Origin of the sequence: Helicobacter pylori oki112 (assembly GCF_000600085.1) — a bacterium.
Classification (GTDB): Bacteria; Campylobacterota; Campylobacteria; order Campylobacterales; family Helicobacteraceae; genus Helicobacter; species Helicobacter pylori_CY.
Genome location: NZ_CP006821.1, coordinates 801,333 through 824,248, shown reverse-complemented (window position 1 = coordinate 824,248; position 22,916 = coordinate 801,333). Strand labels below are relative to the sequence as shown.

Here is a 22,916-nt window from a genome sequence, read left to right as displayed (position 1 = left end):
ACACTTCATTGAATAAAATCATTCGCCTTTTTGAATTTTTTCAATGATTTTATTGAGTTCGTCTTGTTTTTCGTAAAACATCTTATCAATATTTTCTTTGACATGTTTAGCGCTATCTTCCATTAAATGCACTTTATGCTCTAGGTATTTTGAATCGGTAATGTGATCTTCTTGAACGGCTTTAACCAAATCATTAGCTTCAGCATGCACGCTCGCATGGTGGCTTTCTAAAGCTCTATAACCTGAAGTGTTGGAAAAATTCTCTTTGCCCGCGCCCTCATAATACCATTTGCCTAAGCGGCAATTCTTATGGCTGGTAATGTCAAAGGAGTTAAGACCAAAAATCATGCCATAAAGATTGTTTTTAAAGACCACATGATCAAGTTTGGCCAGACCGCAAAACACCCGGTTATTGATATTGTAGATGGTGTATTTTGCCGCTTGTGCGACAATCATGTTATTTTTCACGGTGGATTTCAGCTCTTCTACATCGCCCTTAATAGAACTTACAATAGAATTAATATCGTGGGTATTGGTTTGAATGTCGTTCGCTTCTTGTTGCATGCTTTTAACCACGACAGCGATTTCTTTAGTGGCTTTTTGGGTTTTTTCAGCGAGTTTTCTCACCTCATCAGCCACCACCGCAAACCCTCTCCCATGCTCGCCCGCTCGTGCGGCCTCAATAGCAGCATTTAGGGCTAATAGATTGGTTTGTTCTGCAATATCATCAATCAAAGAAATGACTTGAGTGATTTCATTGCTCCGTTGGTTGAGAGAGTCCGCTAACGAAGTGGCGTTTTGCATCTTTTCATAAAGCGATTCAATGTCTTGCCCCGTTTTATTAACCGTCCCTAATCCTTCAGCAGAATGCTCTTCACCATTTTTAGCCGCATTTAAGAGTAAGCCAGTTTCTTGATGGAAATACTGCATGCTTTCTTGTGCGTTCTCTAAGCCTTCTTTTAAGCTCGTGCAAAAAGTCTTAAACAAATCATTTTTATGGTATTCCCCCACACCCCCTGTTTTTTTGGCTAGTGAAAAATACTGCACGCCATCAATATTTTGGCTTTTTAAAGAATAAGAAACCCCTTGTAAATTAACGCTCTCTGCATTCTCTTTAAAATGAACGCTTTGTTCTTCTAAATTGTTTAAGTTTGCAAGATTCCCACTCTTAAAAACGACTTTATTGTTTTTAATACCTACAAAACCTTCATGCAAGCACAAATTTAAAAGGCTTTGATAGAGATTGATTTCTTTTTTTAACTCCGTAATTTCAGAATCTTTTTGATGGATTTGAAGTTGCAACTGCTTATTCCCAAACATGGTGGCATTCCTTATTTAAATTTGAATCTTTTGAGATTATACCCAAAATTACCAAACATTTTAAGCGCTCGTTAGTGTTGTTGCTTCAAATACAATTCAGAAAATAAGCCTTGTTTCTTTATAAGGGTTTCAAAGTTGCCCTGTTCTATAAGTTTGCCTTTGTCTAACACGATAATTTCATCAGCCTGTTTGACACTATTCATGCGGTGTGTAATGATTAAAGCCATCTTAGATTGCGATTGTTTAAAAATAAAATCTAAAAACTCTTTTTCTATAATGGGGTCAATAGCGCTACTTGGTTCATCTAAAACAACACAATGACTTGGTTTTAAAAAGGCTCTTATAGTGGCTATGCGTTGCTTTTGACCCAGAGAAAAATCTATTCCATTATATTGGGTTCCAAATAATGCGTTGCTATAATCATTAAGACAATTTTGAAAATTTTCATCAAAAGATTTTAGCATTTCTCTCTTTTGCTTTAGTTTCTCTTTTGTGGGGTTGTTTTGCATGAAGAGATTATCATCAATGCTATACCCAGCATAAAGAGAAAAATCTTGGAATATGGCGCTCATTTGTTGGTGGTAGCTGTTTAGCTCTAAATCTTGTAATGAGTATTATTGATAATAATTTGACCTGAATTTGGGGTATAAAACCCTAGTAATAATTTAATCAGCGTGGTTTTTCCGCTAGCATTCTTGCCGACTAATGCATAAATTTTATCAGAGTGTAAAGAGAGATTAAAGTTTTCAAAAATAAGTTTTGAATTAGGATAAGAGAAACTAATATTTTCAAATGTAATGCTATGGATTTTTTCTTCTAATTTGATTTGTGTTTCTGGTTTCGGTATTTTGTAATCTAAAATACAGAAATAATTTTCAAAGTATTTATTGATAGCAAAAAACCACTTTCCATAAAATGATAAATCTTGTAATTGCTGCCTAGTAGAGCTAAATGCTTGGATATACCCAGCAATTGCTCCCACACCAATTAATTTTGAAAGGATAATAAAAACCATTAGAAAAAATAGTGCAATACTTAGAGTGGTGATTAAAACATCAGCATATATGGTAAATATTAAGTTTTTTTGGGCTACTTTCACAAAATTATTGAGATACAATTCTTTTGTTTCAATAAATTTATGGTGAAAATTTAGCATGAAGTTAAATAATAGGTTGTCCTTGTTCTTTTGGTTATCTAGTCCAGAGTATAGGTAATTTTGCATGCTTTCTTTTTGGTCTTGAAGCTTATCTATGGAAGCGCTATGTTTTTTTGCTATATGGTTGGAGATGAGAATACAAGGCACTGTTGCAAAAATCATTATAAAGGGTAGATAAATACTAATGGAAAATAATATCCCAAACAGACTGATAAGCCCTATAATGCGTTGTAGATTGAAAAAAAGATTACTGATATAATTTATGGGGCGGATGTGCAGTCCGTTATGGATAGTGTTAAGCTTGATAGTATAGTCTTTATTCTCAAAAAAATTTAGATTTTTAACTTGTGTGAGTTTATTAGCAAGCTGAGTGATGATGTTTATAGAAAATTGTTCGGCAATAATGGTTTGCAAGCTTGATAAAATTCCTGAGAACACATGCGTTAAAAACAGCAAGGTTCCCCATAGTAGTAAAGTTGGTAACAGCAAGCTGTATTCAAAGTGCATATGATTTTGCAATAGATTCACCACAATATCAATCAATTTTATCATAACAAGGATATTTAGAGATGGAATAATGCCAATCAATAGCACTGTAATTGATGCCAACACAACACATTTTGGTGAGCTTTTATAGAGTAAAATAAAAGTCCTTAGGGGAATGTTTTTTATGGTATCCATTGGTGCTTGCATTCAATAAGATTTGGTATCAACTTTTTTTATTATAGCCCATTTTCATGCTCTTTTTTAAATTTTGTTTTTAAAATAAAGCCCTTTAAAATTTCAAACTTTAACCGATAATAGTTTCAACCAAAAGCAAGGATGCCTTTGGGTTTTTTATAACAAGGAGTTACAACAATGGCTTTTCAGGTCAATACAAATATCAATGCGATGAATGCGCATGTGCAATCCGCACTCACTCAAAATGCGCTTAAAACTTCATTGGAGAGATTGAGTTCAGGTTTAAGGATTAATAAAGCGGCTGATGACGCATCAGGCATGACGGTGGCGGATTCTTTGCGTTCGCAAGCGAGCAGTTTGGGTCAAGCGATTGCCAACACGAATGACGGCATGGGGATTATCCAGGTTGCGGATAAGGCTATGGATGAGCAGTTAAAAATCTTAGACACCGTTAAGGTTAAAGCGACTCAAGCGGCTCAAGACGGGCAAACTACAGAATCTCGTAAAGCGATTCAATCTGACATCGTTCGTTTGATTCAAGGTTTAGACAATATCGGTAACACGACTACTTATAATGGGCAAGCGTTATTGTCTGGCCAATTCACTAACAAAGAATTCCAAGTAGGGGCTTATTCTAACCAAAGCATTAAGGCTTCTATCGGCTCTACCACTTCCGATAAAATCGGTCAGGTTCGTATCGCTACAGGTGCGTTAATCACGGCTTCTGGGGATATTAGCTTGACTTTTAAACAAGTGGATGGCGTGAATGATGTGACTTTAGAGAGCGTAAAAGTCTCTAGTTCAGCAGGCACAGGGATTGGCGTGTTAGCAGAAGTGATTAACAAAAATTCTAACCGAACAGGGGTTAAAGCTTATGCGAGCGTTATCACCACAAGCGATGTGGCGGTCCAGTCAGGAAGTTTGAGTAATTTAACCTTAAATGGGATCCATTTGGGTAATATCGCAGATATTAAGAAAAATGACTCAGATGGGAGATTGGTCGCAGCGATCAATGCGGTTACTTCAGAAACCGGCGTGGAAGCTTATACGGATCAAAAAGGGCGCTTGAATTTGCGTAGCATAGATGGTCGTGGGATTGAAATCAAAACTGATAGCGTCAGTGATGGGCCTAGTGCTTTAACGATGGTTAATGGCGGTCAGGATTTAACAAAAGGTTCTACTAACTATGGGAGGCTTTCTCTCACACGATTAGACGCTAAGAGCATCAATGTCGTTTCGGCTTCTGACTCACAGCATTTAGGCTTCACAGCGATTGGTTTTGGGGAATCTCAAGTGGCAGAAACCACGGTGAATTTGCGCGATGTTACTGGGAATTTTAACGCTAATGTCAAATCAGCTAGTGGTGCGAACTATAACGCCGTGATCGCTAGCGGTAATCAAAGCTTGGGATCTGGGGTTACAACCTTAAGAGGTGCGATGGTGGTGATTGATATTGCCGAGTCTGCGATGAAAATGTTGGATAAAGTCCGCTCTGATTTGGGTTCTGTGCAAAATCAAATGATTAGCACCGTGAATAACATTAGCATCACTCAAGTGAATGTTAAAGCGGCTGAATCTCAAATCAGGGATGTGGATTTTGCTGAAGAGAGTGCGAATTTCAATAAAAACAACATTTTGGCGCAATCAGGCAGCTATGCGATGAGTCAAGCCAACACCGTTCAACAAAATATCTTAAGGCTTTTAACTTAGTTTTAAGAAAGGTGTTTGTATGGGGCTAACGCTTTAAGCGTTGGCTTTTCGCTTTAATTTTTGCTTCTTTTTCAATAAAATATTCTTTTTTATTTCTTTTTATTACAGGCGGTTATTGTGTTGGATAGTTTTGAGATTTTAAAGGCTTTAAAGAGCTTGGATTTATTGAAAAATGCCCCTGCTTGGTGGTGGCCTAACGCTTTAAAATTTGAAGCTCTATTAGGGGCGGTTTTAACGCAAAATACTAAATTTGAAGCCGTTTTGAAATCTTTAGAAAATCTAAAAAACGCTTTCATTTTAGAAAATGATGATGAGATCAATCTTAAAAAAATCGCTTATATAGAGTTTTCAAAGCTTGCAGAGTGTGTCCGCCCTAGCGGGTTTTATAATCAAAAAGCCAAACGACTGATTGATTTGAGTAAGAATATTTTAAAAGACTTTCAAAGTTTTGAAAATTTTAAACAAGAAGTAACCAGAGAGTGGCTTTTAGACCAAAAGGGCGTTGGCAAAGAAAGTGCGGATGCGATTTTATGCTATGCGTGCGCTAAAGAAGTAATGGTGGTGGATAAATACAGCTATCTTTTTTTAAAAAAATTAGGCATAGAGATAGAAGATTATGACGAATTGCAACATTTTTTTGAAAAAGGCGTTCAAGAGAATTTAAATTCCGCCTTAGCGCTTTATGAAAACACCATTCCTTTAGCGCAACTTTATGCGAGATTTCATGGAAAGATTGTGGAATTTTCCAAACAAAAATTGGAATTAAAGCTTTGATTTTTAGATTTTTCTTAATCTTAAGCCTTTTAAAAGGGGTTTTACTAGCCAAAAGGGATGGGGATTTTTTTAAACCTTTAGAGCCTACTAAAAAATATTTTGGCTCTTTTAAAATCGGCTATCTTTACCAGCATGCAAAGACGACTAAAAGATCCCCCATCCGCCTTAAAAACCGCCCCCCTATTTTAATGGATAAAATTTACCATGACGCTTCTTTGGGCTTTGAAGCGGGTTATACTTTGAAAAAGAAAATTTTGTTAGGGGGGTATTTGGATGCAGGAATGGGCGATTCGTATTTCATGAGCACTGGGTTTATGGCTGGGGTGAGGCTTTTTAAGGGGTGTGTTATCCCTAAAATCGCCTTAGGCTACCAACTTCAAATTTTAGGGGCTAAGATTGATAAGTATCAATTCAATATCCAATCAGCGGTGGGGAGTGTGGGCTTGTTTTTCAATGCGGCTAAAAATTTTGGCTTGAGTGTAGAAGTAAGGGGTGGTATCCCTTTTTATTTTATCCAAAGCAAATTTTCTAAAGCCTTTGGCACGCCACGATTGAATATCTATTCTGTTGGTATCACATTCACTTTTTATGACTTTACGAGATTTTTAGGGTAAAATATTCATTTTAAAAAACAACTATAGAGTATAAAAACCATAATTAGACAAACCTTTGAGGATTTATGATGATTTTCATTGACGCATGTTTTAGAAAAGAAACGCCTTACACGCCCATTTGGATGATGAGGCAAGCGGGGCGTTACCTTAGCGAATACCAAGAGAGCCGTAAAAAAGCGGGGAGTTTCTTGGAATTGTGTAAAAATAGCGATTTAGCCACAGAAGTTACCTTACAGCCAGTAGAGATTTTAGGCGTGGATGCGGCTATTTTGTTTAGCGATATTTTAGTAGTGCCTTTGGAAATGGGCTTGAATTTGGAATTTATCCCTAAAAAGGGACCGCATTTTTTAGAGACTATTACGGATTTAAAAAGCGTGGAAAGCCTAAAAATAGGGGCTTATAAACAACTAAACTATGTCTATGATACGATTTCTCAAACGCGCCAAAAGCTTTCTAAAGAGAAAGCGTTAATCGGTTTTTGCGGATCGTCTTGGACTTTAGCGACTTACATGATAGAAGGAGAAGGGAGCAAATCGTATGCTAAAAGCAAGAAAATGCTTTATAGCGAGCCTGAAGTTTTAAAAGCGCTTTTAGAAAAATTGAGCCTTGAGTTGATAGAGTATTTGAGCCTTCAAATCCAAGCAGGGGTCAATGCAGTGATGATTTTTGACTCATGGGCTAGCGCTTTAGAAAAAGAAGCGTATTTGAAATTCAGTTGGGATTATTTGAAAAAAATCTCTAAAGAGCTTAAAAAACGCTATGCGCATATCCCGGTTATCCTTTTCCCTAAAGGGATTGGCGCTTATTTGGATAGCATAGATGGGGAATTTGATGTGTTTGGCGTGGATTGGGGCACGCCTTTAGAAGTGGCAAAAAAGATTTTAGGCGGTAAGTATGTTTTGCAAGGGAATTTAGAACCCACCCGCCTTTATGATAAAAACGCTTTGGAAGAAGGCGTTGAAAGGATTTTAAAAATCATGGGCAATCAAGGGCATATTTTTAATTTAGGGCATGGGATGTTGCCGGATTTGCCTAGAGAAAACGCCAAGTATTTAGTGCAATTAGTGCATGCTAAAACCAGGCGATAGGGGGATTGATGAACACTCTTATAAGATGCATGAGCTTATTAGGCTTGTGTGTTACTCTAACTCTAGCCCAAACCCCCTCTAAAACCCCAGATGAAATCAAGCAAATCCTTAACAATTACAGCCATAAGAATTTAAAGCTCATTGATCCGCCGACAAGTTCTTTAGAAGCAACACCGAGTTTTTTATCCTCGCCTAAAGAAACAGCGACCACGATCAATCAAGAGATCGCTAAATACCATGAAAAAAGCGATAAAGCCGCTTTGGGGCTTTATGAATTGCTAAAAGGGGCTACCACTAATCTCAGTTTGCAAGCGCAAGAACTCAGTGTCAAGCAAGCGATGAAGAACCACACCATCGCCAAAGCGATGTTTTTGCCTACTTTGAACGCGAGTTATAATTTTAAAAATGAAGCTAGGGATACTCCAGAATATAAGCATTATAACACCCAACAACTCCAAGCTCAAGTCACATTGAATGTGTTTAATGGCTTTAGCGATGTGAATAATGTCAAAGAAAAGTCTGCGACTTACCGCTCCAATGTGGCTAATTTAGAATATAGCCGCCAGAGCGTGTATTTGCAAGTGGTGCAACAATACTACGAGTATTTTAACAATCTCGCTCGCATGATCGCTTTGCAAAAAAAATTAGAGCAAATCAAAACGGACATTAAAAGGGTTACCAAACTCTATGACAAAGGGCTAACCACGATTGATGATTTGCAAAGCCTAAAAGCGCAAGGGAATTTGAGCGAATACGATATTTTGGACATGCAATTTGCTTTGGAGCAAAACCGCTTGACTTTAGAATACCTCACTAACCTCAGTGTGAAAAATTTGAAAAAGACCACGATTGATGTGCCTAATTTGCAATTGAGAGAAAGGCAGGATTTGGTTTCTTTAAGGGAGCAGATTTCCGCAATCAGATACCAAAACAAGCAACTCAATTATTACCCCAAGATAGATGTGTTTGACTCATGGCTTTTTTGGATTCAAAAACCCGCTTATGCCACAGGGCGTTTTGGGAATTTCTACCCCGGTCAGCAAAATACGGCTGGGGTTACTGCGACTTTGAATATTTTTGATGATATAGGCTTGAGCTTGCAAAAACAATCCATCATGCTAGGCCAATTAGCGAATGAAAAGAATTTAGCGTATAAAAAATTAGAGCAAGAAAAAGACGAACAGCTTTACAGAAAGTCGCTTGATATTGCCAGAGCCAAGATTGAATCTTCTAAGGCTAGTTTGGATGCGGCTAATCTTTCTTTTGCCAATATTAAAAGGAAATACGACGCTAATTTAGTGGATTTCACCACCTATTTAAGGGGCTTAACCACGCGCTTTGATGCAGAAGTGGCTTACAATTTAGCGCTCAACAATTATGAAGTGCAAAAAGCCAATTACATTTTCAACAGCGGGCATAAAATAGACGACTATGTGCATTAAGGGATAAAAATGATACGAAAAATTTTAATAGGACTTTTTTTGAGTTTTTTGAGCATGGAAGCTGGCGAAAGAGTGTATGCGATTTTCAATGTGAAAGCGATGCAAGATTCCAAACTCACCTTAGATAGCACAGGGATTGTGGATAGCATTAAGGTTACTGAGGGGAGCGTGGTCAAAAAGGGCGATGTTTTGTTGCTTTTGTATAATCAAGACAAACAGGCTCAAAGCGATTCTACCGAGCAACAACTCATTTTCGCTAAAAAGCAATACCAACGATACAGCAAAATTGGGGGCGCTGTGGATAAAAACACTCTAGAGGGTTATGAGTTCACTTACAGGCGCTTGGAGTCTGATTACGCTTATTCTATTGCGGTATTGAATAAAACCATTTTAAGAGCCCCTTTTGATGGCGTGATAGCGAGTAAAAACATTCAAGTGGGCGAAGGGGTGAGCGCGAATAACACGGTGTTATTGAGACTGGTCAGCCATGCTAGGAAATTGGTCATTGAATTTGATTCTAAATATATTAATGCAGTCAAAGTGGGGGATACTTACACTTATTCTATAGACGGGGATTCTAATCAGCATGAAGCTAAAATCATTAAGATTTACCCCACCGTTGATGAAAACACCAGGAAAGTGAGCGCTGAAGCCCTTTTATCTAAGCCCATGGCAGTGGGGCTTTTTGGCGATGGGTTTATCCAAACGAAATAATAGGATATTTTGATGTATAAAACAGCGATTAATCGTCCTATTACGACCTTGATGTTTGCTTTGGCGATTGTCTTTTTTGGGACTATGGGTTTTAAAAAATTGAGCGTGGCGCTTTTCCCTAAAATTGATTTGCCTACAGTGGTGGTTACTACGACTTATCCTGGGGCTAGCGCTGAAATCATAGAGAGCAAGGTAACCGATAAGATTGAAGAAGCGGTGATGGGGATTGATGGGATCAAAAAGGTTACTTCTACGAGTTCTAAAAATGTGAGTATCGTCGTCATTGAATTTGAGTTAGAAAAACCTAATGAAGAAGCCTTAAACGATGTGGTGAATAAAATTTCTTCGGTGCGTTTTGATGACTCCAACATTAAAAAACCCTCTATCAATAAATTTGATACCGACAGCCAAGCCATTATTTCATTGTTTGTGAGCAGTTCAAGCGTGCCGGCTACAACCCTTAATGACTACGCTAAAAACACCATCAAACCCATGCTCCAAAAAATCAATGGGGTAGGGGGCGTGCAACTCAACGGCTTTAGGGAGCGCCAGATTAGGATTTATGCAGATCCCACTTTGATGAATAAATACAACCTGACTTATGCAGATCTTTTCAGCACGCTTAAAGCGGAGAATGTGGAAATTGATGGAGGGCGTATTGTCAATAGCCAAAGGGAATTGTCTATTTTAATCAATGCGAATAGTTACAGCGTTGCGGATGTGGAAAAGATTCAAGTGGGCAATCATGTGCGTCTTGGCGATATTGCAAAAATTGAAATCGGTTTGGAAGAAGACAACACTTTTGCGAGCTTTAAAGACAAACCCGGTGTGATTTTAGAAATCCAAAAGATTGCCGGAGCGAATGAAATTGAAATCGTGGATAGGGTGTATGAAGCTTTAAAACACATTCAAGCCATCAGCCCCAGCTATGAAATCAGACCCTTTTTAGACACCACGAGCTATATCCGCACCTCTATTGAAGATGTGAAATTTGATCTAATATTAGGGGCGATTTTAGCGGTTTTAGTGGTGTTTGCGTTCTTGCGTAACGGCACGATCACCCTTGTTTCAGCGATCTCTATCCCTATTTCTATCATGGGGACTTTTGCGCTCATTCAATGGATGGGCTTTTCATTAAACATGCTCACCATGGTGGCTTTAACGCTAGCGATAGGGATTATCATTGATGATGCGATCGTGGTGATTGAAAATATCCATAAAAAGCTAGAAATGGGCATGAACAAACGCAAAGCGAGTTATGAGGGGGTGAGGGAAATTGGCTTTGCTCTAGTAGCGATTTCAGCGATGCTACTCTCTGTTTTTGTGCCTATAGGGAACATGAAAGGCATTATCGGGCGCTTTTTCCAAAGCTTTGGGATCACGGTGGCTTTAGCGATCGCTCTGTCGTATGTGGTGGTCGTTACGATTATCCCCATGGTAAGCTCAGTCGTGGTCAATCCCAGGCATTCTCGTTTTTATGTGTGGAGCGAGCCTTTTTTTAAGGCTTTAGAGTCTCGTTATACCAAGTTGCTCCAATGGGTATTAAACCACAAGCTCATTATCTCTATAGCGGTGGTTTTGGTGTTTGTAGGTTCGCTTTTTGTGGCTTCTAAGCTCGGCATGGATTTCATGCTGAAAGAAGATAGGGGGAGGTTTTTAGTGTGGCTTAAGGCTAAACCGGGCGTGAGCATAGACTACATGACACAAAAGAGTAAGATCTTTCAAAAAGCGATTGAAAAACATGCTGAAGTGGAATTCACGACCTTGCAAGTGGGTTATGGCACCACACAAAACCCTTTTAAGGCTAAGATTTTTGTGCAACTCAAGCCTTTAAAAGAGCGCAAAAAAGAGCATCAATTGGGGCAATTTGAGTTGATGAGCGCTTTAAGGAAAGAGTTGAGAAGCTTGCCTGAAGCTAAAGGTTTAGATACTATTAATCTTTCTGAAGTTGCTCTTATAGGGGGCGGTGGGGATAGTTCGCCCTTCCAAACCTTTGTGTTTTCCCATTCTCAAGAAGCGGTGGATAAAAGCGTGGAGAATTTGAAAAAATTCTTATTAGAAAGCCCTGAATTAAAAGGCAAGGTTGAAAGCTACCATACAAGCACGAGCGAATCGCAACCGCAATTGCAACTCAAAATCTTAAGACAAAACGCTAACAAATACGGCGTGAGCGCTCAAACCATTGGATCAGTGGTGAGCTCTGCTTTCTCTGGAACTTCTCAAGCGAGCGTGTTCAAAGAAGATGGCAAAGAATACGACATGATCATTAGAGTGCCTGATGACAAGCGCGTTTCTGTAGAAGACATCAAACGCTTGCAAGTGCGTAACAAATACGATAAATTGATGTTTTTAGACGCTTTAGTGGAAATCACAGAAACTAAAAGCCCGTCCAGTATTTCTCGTTATAACCGCCAACGCAGCGTTACGGTGCTTGCTGAGCCTAATAGGAATGCGGGCGTTTCTTTGGGCGAGATTTTAACGCAAGTGAGTAAAAACACTAAAGAATGGCTGGTTGAAGGGGCGAATTACAGATTCACCGGTGAAGCGGATAACGCCAAAGAGAGCAATGGGGAGTTTTTAGTCGCTTTAGCGACAGCGTTTGTGCTGATTTATATGATTTTAGCGGCGTTGTATGAGTCCATTTTAGAGCCTTTTATCATCATGGTTACCATGCCTTTAAGCTTTTCAGGGGCGTTTTTTGCTCTAGGTTTAGTGCATCAGCCTTTGAGCATGTTCTCTATGATAGGCTTGATCTTGCTCATTGGTATGGTGGGTAAAAACGCCACGCTTTTAATTGATGTGGCGAATGAAGAGCGTAAAAAAGGTTTGAATATCCAAGAAGCCATTTTATTTGCCGGCAAAACCCGTCTAAGACCGATTTTAATGACGACCATTGCGATGGTTTGCGGGATGCTGCCTTTAGCGTTGGCGAGTGGGGATGGAGCGGCGATGAAATCCCCTATAGGGATTGCGATGAGTGGAGGCTTGATGATTTCTATGGTGTTAAGCTTACTGATTGTGCCGGTGTTTTATCGTTTGCTCGCTCCCATAGACGACAAAATCAAGCGGTTTTATCAAAACCAAAAAGCTTTAGAATGAAAAAGATTGTTTTCATTTTGGCTTTATGGGTGGGCTTGTTAGGGGCGTTTGAGCCTAAAAAAAGTCATATTTATTTTGGGGCTATGGTGGGTTTAGCCCCCATTAAAATAACCCCAAAACCCGTTAGCGATTCTTCTTATACGGCTTTTTTATGGGGGGCTAAAGGGGGGTATCAATTCGCTTTTTTTAAAGCTTTAGCGTTAAGGGGTGAATTTTCCTACCTTATGGCAATCAAACCCACCGCACTGCACACGATTAACACTTCTTTATTGAGCTTAAATATTGATGTGTTAAGCGATTTTTACACTTACAAAAAATACAGCTTTGGGGTGTATGGGGGGCTTGGGATAGGGTATTTTTATCAAAGCAACCATTTAGGCATGAAAAATAGTTCGTTTATGGGTTATAACGGCTTGTTTAATGTGGGGCTTGGCAGCACGATCGATCGCCACCACCGCATAGAGCTTGGGGCTAAAATCCCTTTTTCAAAGACTAGAAATTCTTTTAAAAATCTTTATTTTTTAGAGAGCGTTTTTATCCATGCGAGTTATAGTTACGCTTTTTAAAGGAGGTGTATTACAGAAAGTAACTAACTGATGGTTTTTATAATAAGATTGGTTACTAACATATAAAAGGATTTGTTTTGTTTTCTTTTAGTTAATATAATGAAAATTTCGTTGTGAATAGTGTTAATAAATGTAATTATATAATATAATATGAAAGGGTTCAAAATATGACTTATAGAAGTAGCAAAACAGATTTAAAGAATGAACGCTTTAGTAAAAACCGCTCGTTTAAGGGCGTTAAAAAGAAAATCGCTAAAAAATATACAATCAAAAACTCGCCTTTGACAATTTACTCCTTAAAAACGCATTCAAATTCTTCTCTATCCATTAATAAAAAAATCTTCTTAGGGCTTGGGTTTGTTTCGGCTTTGAGCGCTCAGAGTGAAGATTATAAGAGTTCGGTGTATTGGCTCAACAGCGTGAATGAAAATAATAACAACAAATCCTACTATGTCAGCCCTTTACGCACTTGGGCTGGGGGGAATAGGAGTTTTACGCAAAACTACAACAACAGCAAATTGTATATAGGGACAAAAAACGCTTCCGCAACGCCCAATAATTCTTCTGTGTGGTTTGGGGAAAAGGGCTATATCGGTTTTATTACAGGGGTTTTTAAGGCAAAAGACATTTTTATCACAGGGGCTGTTGGCTCAGGTAATGAGTGGAAAACCGGTGGGGGGGCGATACTGGTTTTTGAAAGCTCAAACGAATTAACCACTAACGGAGCTTATTTTCAAAATAACAGAGCCGGGACACAAACTTCTTGGATCAATTTGATTTCCAATCATAGCGTGAATTTGACAAACACGGATTTTGGCAACCAAACCCCTAATGGGGGCTTTAATGCTATGGGGCGAAAGATCACTTATAATGGCGGGATCGTCAATGGCGGGAATTTTGGCTTTGATAATGTGGATAGCAATGGCACAACCACCATTAGCGGAGTAACTTTCAACAATAACGGTGCGCTCACTTATAAGGGTGGGAATGGTATCGGGGGGAGCATCACCTTCACTAACTCTAATATCAATCATTATAAACTCAATCTTAACGCTAATAGCATTACTTTTAATAATAGCACTCTAGGGAGCATGCCTAATGGCAACGCTAATACTATAGGAAATGCCTACATTCTTAATGCAAGCAATATCACCTTTAACAATTTGACCTTTAATGGGGGTTGGTTTGTTTTTAATAGACCTGATGCTCATGTTAATTTTCAAGGCACAACCACGATCAACAATCCCACTTCACCCTTTTTCAATATGACCGGTAAAGTTACCATTAATCCTAATGCGATTTTTAACATTCAAAATTACACGCCTAGTATAGGGAGCGCTTACACGCTCTTTAGCATGAAAAATGGCAACATCACTTATAATGATGTGGGTAATTTATGGAATATCATCAGGCTTAAAAACACGCAAGCCACAAAAGACAACAGCAAAAACGCCACTTCCAATAATAACACCCACACTTACTATGTAACCTACAATTTAGGCGGCACGCTTTATCATTTCAGACAAATTTTTAGCCCTGATTCTATTGTTTTACAATCCGTCTATTATGGCGCGAACAATATTTACTACACCAATAGCGTGAATATCCATGACAATGTTTTTAATTTAAAAGACATTAAGGATAATAGAGACGATACGATTTTCTATCTCAACGGCTTGAACACTTGGAATTACACTAATGCGAGATTCACTCAAACCTATGGCGGGAAAAACAGTGCTTTAGTCTTTAACGCTACGACCCCTTGGGCTAATGGCGCGATCCCTAAATCTAACAGCACAGTGCGTTTTGGGGGGTATGAGGGGGTCAATTGGGGGAAAACAGGCTATATTACTGGCACTTTCACAGCCGATAGGGTTTATATCACCGGTAACATGATGTCTGGGAACGGCGCTCAAACCGGTGGGGGGGCGAATTTGAATTTTGTGGGCGCGACTGAAATTAATATCGCTGGAGCTGATTTTAAAAACCTAAAAACCACTTCACAAAACTCTTACATGACTTTTATCGCTTTAGGGAATGGCTCTGGGAGCGCTAAAATCAATGTCTCTCAGTCTGATTTTTACGATTGGACGGGTGGGGGGTATGATTTTACTGGTAACAGCACTTTTGATAGCGTGAATTTCAACAAGGCTTATTATAAATTTCAAGGTGCTGAAAATTCTTACCATTTTAAAAACACGAACTTTTTAGCAGGGAATTTTAAGTTTCAAGGCAAGACCACCATTGAAAAATCCGTTTTAGATGACGCTTCTTATTCTTTTGATGGTGCGAATAACACCTTTAATGAAGACAAATTTAATGGCGGTTCGTTTAATTTCAACCATGCAGAGCAGACAGACGCCTTTAATAACAACTCGTTTAATGGCGGATCGTTTAGTTTTAACGCTAAGCAAGTGGATTTTAATGGGAATATTTTCAATGGGGGCGTGTTTAATTTCAATAATACCCCTAAAGTTAGTTTCACTGGTGACACTTTTAATGTGAATAACCAATTTAAAATAAATGGCGCTCAAACAACTTTTACTTTCAATAAGGGCGTTATTTTTAACATGCAAGGGCTTTTGAGTAGCCTAAGCGTAGGCACGACTTATCAATTACTTAACGCTAAAAGCGTGGATTATAAGGATAACAATAACGCTTTGTATCAAATGTTGCGTTGGATTAGTGGGGAAAACCCTAGCGGCACGCTAGTAAATAAAGATCAATCCACGCCAAACAACGCTAAAATTTATAATGTTCAATTCACTGATAACGGCTTGACTTACTACATCAAAGAAAATTTTAATAATGGGATCACGCTCACTCGTTTATGCACTCTAGGCTATACGCATTGCGTGAATATCCATAATGAGGTATTTCATCTTAAAAATATCAATAATAACGCCAGTAACACCGTGTTCTATCTCAACGGCATGACGACTTGGAAGACTGCTGGCACAGGCGTTTTCACGCAAGATTATAGCGGCGCTAACAGCGTTTTAGTGTTCAATCAGACCACCCCTTTTCTTGCTGGGGCGAATCCCACTTCCAATAGCGTGGTGGGTTTTGGGAAAACTTCAGGAGCTGAATGGGGGCTAGTGGGCTATATTCAAGGCGTTTTTAAAGCCAATCAAATTGATATTGCCGGCACGATTCGCTCTGGTAATGGCGCTAAAACCGGTGGGGGTGCGACTTTAGTGTTTAACGCTCAAAAGCGTTTGAATATCGCTAACGCTCATTTGAATAGCGATAAAGCCGGTTTGCAAAATTCATGGATGAATTTCATTGTTAATAATGGTAATTTGAATGCAACAAACGCAGATTTTAGCAACCAAACCCCTAATGGAGGCTTTAACCTTAAAGCCAATAATATCACTTGGGATAAAGGCTCTGTGAGTGGAGGGGGGAATTTTGGCGTGGATAACGCTAGTGCTAACGGAAATGCCGTGATTAAGAATGTTAATTTTAGCGATAACGGCACTTTGATTTATAAAGGGGGTGAAAACAGCACCGGAAATTCCCTAACCTTAGAAAACAACACCTTCAATTCTTATAATATCAACGCCAAAGCGCAAAATCTAATTTTTAACAATAACTCGTTTAATGGCGGTAGTTATTCGTTTAATGACACTAAAAACACCACCTTTAAAGGCACAAACACACTCATTAATAGCGATCCTTTCAGCCGCCTTAAAGGATCAGTCTCTATTGAAAATGATAGTATTTTTAACATTGAAAGGAATTTGACCGATAAAACCACTTACACGCTTTTAAGCGGGAATAGCATTAAATACAATAATGAAATTGTGGCGGATAATGTTTTTTCAAAAAATTTATGGAATTTGATCCATTATGGTGGCGAGAGAGGGACTTTATTAAGAACGGAGAAAAACACTTATTTTGTGCAATTCACCCAAAGCAACGGCCAAAAATTTGTCTTTGAAGAGACTTTTAATCCGGGCTCTATCACTTATAAATATTTCACTATCCATTCTTCGCCTTTCCACACAGACGCTGATTCTAAAGACATTTGGAATCAAGTGAGGAAGCAATTTGATTTCATTCCAGGAAAAACCCCTGTGTGTGTTGGCGTGTGCTATATCGCGCCTTATAAAAATCAAGACCTTATCGGCTCTAGCGCTTTTGCGTGGTCGCTGAACTTTGGGGCTACGGTGGTAGGGACTTTGCTTTTAGGGAGCGCTCAAGAAAAGGCTAATGACAATGGCGGCTCGATCTGGTTTGGTAAGAATAATTTGCTGTATTTGCATGGCAATTTCAACGCGACTAATATCTTTTTAACGAATAATTTTAATGTCGGCAACCCTAACGCTGGCGGTGGGGCGACGATTGATTTTAACGCTGATGAAACCTTGAACGCTGACGGGTTAAATTACACGAATTTCCAAACCGTGGCTATGGGCTTACAAACCAGCGCGAGTCAGCATTCATGGGCGAATTTTAATTCCAGGCTTTCTATGGAGATTAAAAACTCTAACTTTAGGGATTTCACATGGGGAGGCTTTAATTTTAATTCAGGGCGTATCGCTTTTGAAAACACCACTTTTAGCGGCTGGACCAATATTAACGGAGCGACTGAGAGCGGCTCATCGTATGTGAATATGGTTGCAAATACGGATTTGATTTTTTCTAATTCCATTTTAGGGGGGGGCATCCGTTATGATTTGAAAGCTAATAACATTATTTTCAATAACTCTCAAATAGTCATTGATGTGTCTAAAAATGTGAATCAGTCTTCATTGAATGGGAATGTTACTTTCAATCATTCCAGGCTTTCAGTCAAGCAAAACGCCTCTATTAATATTGGGGGTAGCCAAACCCAAACGACTTTAGAAAACGCTTCAAGCCTTTCTTTTTACAACAACAGCGTGGCGAATTTTAACGGCACAACCGCTTTTAACGGGGTGTCTTATTTGAACTTGAACCCTAACGCTCAATTAAGTTTCAACCAAGTGAATTTCAATAACGCTAATGTCACCTTTTATGGCATCCCGTTATTTGGTAAAACGCCTGATTTTGGTAACTCTGTGCGTCTTATTAATTTCAATGGGGATACGAATTTCAATCAAGCCACACTCAATTTAAGGGCTAAAAATATCCATATCAATTTCCAAGGCGCTTCCACTTTTGAAAATAACTCTACGATGAATCTAGCTGAAAGTTCCCAAGCGAGCTTTAACGCTCTCAAAGTGGAAGGGGAAACGAATTTCAACCTCAACGGATCAAGCTTGTTGAATTTCAATGGCGATAGCGTTTTTAACGCTCCTGTGAATTTTTACGCTAATCATTCTCAAATTTCTTTCACTAAATTAGCGACTTTTAATTCTGACGCTTCTTTTGATTTAAGCAACAACAGCACCCTGAATTTTCAAAGCGTTCTTTTAAATGGCGCTCTAAACCTTTTAGGCAATGGCGCTAACGCTCTATCTATTAATGCAAGCGGGAATTTCAGCTTTGGATCTCAAGGCGTTTTGAATCTGTCTAATGTGAATTTGTTTGATGCAAAAAACAAGCCCTTAGTTTATAATGTTTTACAAGCTCAAAACATTCAGGGTTTAATGGGGAATAACGGCTATGAAAAGATCCGTTTTTATGGCATACAGATTGACAAGGCTGATTACTCGTTTAATAACGGCATTCATTCTTGGAGTTTCACTAACCCGCTCAATACGACTGAAACGATTACAGAAACCTTGCATAACAACCGCTTAAAAGTGCAGATCTCTCAAAACGGCGTTTCCAATAATGCAATGTTTAATCTCGCTCCTAGCTTGTATGATTACCAAAAAAACCCTTATAATGAAACCGAGAATTCCTATAATTACACAAGCGATAAAGCCGGCACTTATTATTTAACGAGCAATATCAAAGGCTTTAATCAAAACAATGAAACACCTGGGACTTATAACGCACAAAACCAACCATTACAAGCCTTACACATTTATAATCAGGCTGTCACTAAGCAAGATTTGAATGCGATTGCCAGTTTGGGTAAGGAGTTTTTGCCTAAAATGGCTAATCTTTTATCTTCAGGGGCTTTAGACAATCTCAATCTCAATAGCCCGAATGGTTTTGAAACTCTTTTTGACATTTTAAAGAAATATGGTATTGCTTTAAACCAAGCAAATTGGAAGAGCTTATTGGGTATTATCAATGGTTTTTCCAATATGGCTAATTATGATTTCTCTCAAGGCAATCTCGTTATAGGAGCGATCAAAGAAGGGCAAACGAACACGAATAGCGTGGTGTGGTTTGGAGGCGATGGCTATAAAGAGCCATGCGCGGTTGGGGATAACACTTGCCAGATGTTCAGACAGACTAATTTAGGGCAATTGCTCCATTCTAGCACGCCTTATTTGGGCTATATTAACGCTAATTTTAAGGCTAAAAACATTTACATTACCGGAACCATCGGCAGCGGGAACGCTTGGGGGAGTGGAGGGAGTGCGAATGTGTCTTTTGAAAGCACGACAAATTTGGTGCTCAATCAAGCCAATATTGACGCTCAAGGGACTGATAAAATCTTTTCTTATCTAGGGCAAGGTGGCATTGAAAAGCTTTTTGGAGAAAAAGGCTTAGCGAATGCGCTTTCTAATATTGTTTATGAAGAGAGCTTGAATGATAACGCTATCCCCAAAGATTTAGCCAACATGATCCCTAAAGATTTGGGATCTAAGACTTTAAGCTCATTGCTTAGCCCTACTGAAGTGAATAACCTCTTAGGCGTGAGCGCTTTTAAAAACGCGATCATGGAAATTTTAAATTCTAAAACGGTGGGCGATGTTTTTGGTGAAAACGGGCTTTTAAACGCGCTAGATCCTATAAAAAGAAAAGAAATCGATCAAATGCTTTTAGAGCAAATCCAAGCCCATTCTTCAGGGTTTGAAAAATTCATCGTGAAAACTTTAGGGATTGAAAATGTAGAGAATTTCATCAATACTTGGTATGGCAAACAAAGCTTGAGTTCTTTTGCCAATAATTTTGTGCCTGGAGGTTTGAATCAAGCCCTGGATAAAATAGGCTCTAGCACTGATGCCAAAGAATTACAGAGTTTCTTGGATAAAACGACTTTTGGGGATATTCTCAATCAAATGATCAATCAAGCCCCCCTAATCAATAAGCTCATTTCTTGGCTCGGCCCACAGGATTTGAGCGTGTTAGTGAATATCGCTTTAAATAGCATCACTAACCCCAGCGAAGAGCTGACTAACACCATTTCTAGCATAGGTGAAAAAGCGTTAAATGACTTATTGGGCGAAGGCGTAGTGAATAAAATCATGAGCAATCAAGTTCTAGGGCAAATGATTAATAAAATCATCGCTGATAAGGGCTTAGGAGGCGTTTATCATCAAGGTTTGGGATCCATACTCCCTAAATCTTTACAAAAAGAATTGGAACAATTTGGCTTGGGATCTTTACTAGGCTCTAGGGGCTTGCACAATCTTTGGCAAAAAGGGAATTTCAATTTCGTGGCTAAAAACCATGTGTTTGTGAATAACAGCTCGTTTAGTAACGCCACAGGGGGGGAATTGAATTTTATAGCGGGTAAGTCTATTATCTTTAACGGGAAAAACACGATTAATTTCACGCAATATCAGGGCAGGCTTTCTTTTGTATCTAAAGATTTTTCTAATATTTCATTAGATACCTTAAACGCTACCAATGGTTTAATTCTTAACGCACCACGAAACGATATTAGCGTTCAAAAAGGTCAAATTTGCGTGAATGTCTTAAATTGCATGGGCGAGAAAAAAGCTCATTTTTCAAGTGCGCCAACCCCAACCGATGAAACGCTAGAAGTGAATGCCAATAACTTCGCTTTTTTAGGAACCATTAAAGCTAATGGATTAGTGGATTTTTCACAAGTCTTGCAAAATACGACTATTGGGACTTTGGATTTAGAGCCAAACGCCACTTTTAAAGCCAACAACTTGATCGTGAATAACGCTTTTAACAATAATTCTAATCATAGGGCTGATATTAGCGGTAATCTCAATGTGGTAAAAGGAGCGGCTCTCAGCACGAATGAAAATGGTTTGGATGTGGGGGGGAATTTTAAGAGCGAAGGGTCATTAATCTTTAATCTTAATAACCCCACCCATCAAACGATTATTAATGTAACGGGTGCTTCTACGATCATGTCTTACAACAATCAGGCTTTAATCCATTTTAACACTCAAAAACAAGGCGCTTACACGCTTATAGACGCTAAACGCATGGTTTATGGCTATGATAATCAAACGATTCTTGGAGGGAGCTTGAGCGATTATCTCAAGCTTTACACCCTCATTGATTTTAACGGCAAACGCATGCAATTAAAGGGCGATTCACTAAGCTATGACAACCAACCGGTCAATATTAAAGATGGGGGTCTTGTGGTAAGCTTTAAAGACAATCAAGGGCAAATGGTGTATTCATCTATCCTTTATGATAAAGTTCAAGTTAGCGTCTCTGATAAGCCCATGGATATTCATGCCCCTAGTTTGGAGTATTACATTAAATACATTCAAGGCAGTGCTGGTTTGAATGCGATCAAATCTGCGGGCAATAATTCCATTCTGTGGTTGAATGAGCTTTTTGTGGCTAAGGGGGGTAATCCCTTGTTCGCTCCTTATTATTTGCAAGACAATCCCACTGAACACATTGTTACTTTAATGAAAGATATTACCAGCGCTTTAGGCATGCTTTCTAAACCCAATCTTAAAAACAATTCCACCGGTGCTTTGCAGCTCAACACCTACACGCAACAAATGGGCCGTTTAGCCAAGCTTTCTAATTTCGCTTCCTTTGACTCAACGGATTTTAGCGAACGCTTGAGCAGCCTTAAAAACCAAAAATTTGCTGACGCTACCCCTAACGCGATGGATGTGATTTTAAAATACTCTCAAAGGGATAAATTAAAAAACAACCTTTGGGCAACCGGCGTTGGGGGCGTGAGCTTTGTGGAAAATGGCACAGGAACGCTCTATGGTGTCAATGTGGGCTATGACAGATTCATTAAGGGGGTGATTGTTGGAGGGTATGCGGCTTATGGGTATAGCGGGTTTTATGAACGCATCACTAATTCTAAATCCGATAATGTAGATGTGGGCTTGTATGCGAGGGCTTTCATTAAAAAGAGCGAGCTGACCTTTAGCGTTAATGAAACTTGGGGGGCTAATAAAACCCAAATCAGTTCCGCAGACACTTTACTCTCTATGATCAATCAGTCTTATCAATACAACACATGGACGACAAACGCGAAAGTTAATTACGGGTATGATTTCATGTTTAAAAACAAAAGCATCATTTTAAAACCTCAAATTGGTTTAAGGTATTACTATATTGGCATGACCGGTTTAGAAGGGGTGATGCATAACGCGCTTTATAACCAGTTTAAAGCGAACGCGGATCCGTCTAAAAAATCCGTTTTAACGATTGATTTTGCTTTGGAGAACCGCCATTATTTTAACACAAACTCTTATTTTTATGCGATTGGCGGCATTGGTAGGGATTTATTGGTGCGATCAATGGGGGATAAATTGGTGCGTTTCATTGGTAACAACACTTTGAGTTACAGAAAAGGCGAGCTTTATAACACCTTTGCGAGCATCACTACAGGCGGGGAAGTGAGGTTGTTTAAAAGTTTTTATGCGAATGCTGGGGTGGGGGCTAGGTTTGGATTGGACTACAAAATGATCAACATCACCGGAAATATTGGAATGCGTTTAGCGTTTTAAGGGGTGGGGGCTTAC

General features: G+C 39.0%; 10 protein-coding genes and 1 pseudogene. 9 read left to right on the top strand and 2 right to left on the bottom strand.

Features of this window, described 5'->3' with window-relative positions; translation table 11 throughout:
- Window positions 1–18 precede the first annotated feature (18 nt).
- Complete coding sequence (gene tlpD, locus HPOKI112_RS03905) at window positions 19–1,320, bottom strand: chemotaxis chemoreceptor TlpD (protein ID WP_025309804.1); 1,302 nt, start codon at window positions 1,318–1,320, stop codon at window positions 19–21.
- Window positions 1,321–1,391: 71 nt separating this feature from the next.
- Window positions 1,392–3,157: pseudogene (locus HPOKI112_RS03900) on the bottom strand (ATP-binding cassette domain-containing protein).
- A gap of 177 nt (window positions 3,158–3,334) precedes the next feature.
- Between HPOKI112_RS03900 and HPOKI112_RS03895 the strand changes: the two are divergent.
- The 9 genes from HPOKI112_RS03895 (at window position 3,335) to HPOKI112_RS03855 (ending at window position 22,901) form a co-directional block, all read left to right on the top strand.
- Window positions 3,335–4,867 (top strand): flagellin A, encoded by a 1,533-nt coding sequence (locus HPOKI112_RS03895; protein ID WP_000885490.1) that lies wholly within the window; start codon window positions 3,335–3,337, stop codon window positions 4,865–4,867.
- Window positions 4,868–4,984: 117 nt separating this feature from the next.
- On the top strand, window positions 4,985–5,641 hold the full coding sequence (locus tag HPOKI112_RS03890) for a 3-methyladenine DNA glycosylase (RefSeq protein ID WP_025276912.1): 657 nt from the start codon (window positions 4,985–4,987) through the stop codon (window positions 5,639–5,641).
- On the top strand, window positions 5,638–6,255 hold the full coding sequence (locus tag HPOKI112_RS03885; RefSeq protein ID WP_025309803.1) for a hypothetical protein: 618 nt from the start codon (window positions 5,638–5,640) through the stop codon (window positions 6,253–6,255). The genes HPOKI112_RS03890 and HPOKI112_RS03885 overlap by 4 nt, the downstream gene beginning before the upstream one ends.
- A 68-nt stretch (window positions 6,256–6,323) precedes the next feature.
- The gene (hemE, locus tag HPOKI112_RS03880; RefSeq protein ID WP_025309802.1) at window positions 6,324–7,343 is read left to right on the top strand and encodes a uroporphyrinogen decarboxylase; all 1,020 of its coding nucleotides are present in this window, start codon (window positions 6,324–6,326) and stop codon (window positions 7,341–7,343) included.
- A gap of 8 nt (window positions 7,344–7,351) precedes the next feature.
- Entirely contained in the window at window positions 7,352–8,785 is a 1,434-nt protein-coding gene (gene hefA / locus HPOKI112_RS03875) for an efflux RND transporter outer membrane subunit HefA (protein ID WP_025309801.1), read from the top strand.
- Between the two features lie 9 nt (window positions 8,786–8,794).
- Entirely contained in the window at window positions 8,795–9,499 is a 705-nt protein-coding gene (gene hefB / locus HPOKI112_RS03870) for an efflux RND transporter periplasmic adaptor subunit HefB (RefSeq protein ID WP_025309800.1), read from the top strand.
- Between the two features lie 12 nt (window positions 9,500–9,511).
- On the top strand, window positions 9,512–12,598 hold the full coding sequence (hefC, locus tag HPOKI112_RS03865) for an efflux RND transporter permease subunit HefC (protein ID WP_025309799.1): 3,087 nt from the start codon (window positions 9,512–9,514) through the stop codon (window positions 12,596–12,598).
- Window positions 12,595–13,164 (top strand): outer membrane beta-barrel protein, encoded by a 570-nt coding sequence (locus HPOKI112_RS03860; protein ID WP_000724722.1) that lies wholly within the window; start codon window positions 12,595–12,597, stop codon window positions 13,162–13,164. Before hefC ends, HPOKI112_RS03860 begins: the two co-directional genes overlap by 4 nt.
- Window positions 13,165–13,331: 167 nt before the next feature.
- Window positions 13,332–22,901 (top strand): vacuolating cytotoxin domain-containing protein, encoded by a 9,570-nt coding sequence (locus HPOKI112_RS03855; protein WP_025309798.1) that lies wholly within the window; start codon window positions 13,332–13,334, stop codon window positions 22,899–22,901.
- The last annotated feature ends 15 nt before the right edge of the window (window positions 22,902–22,916 follow it).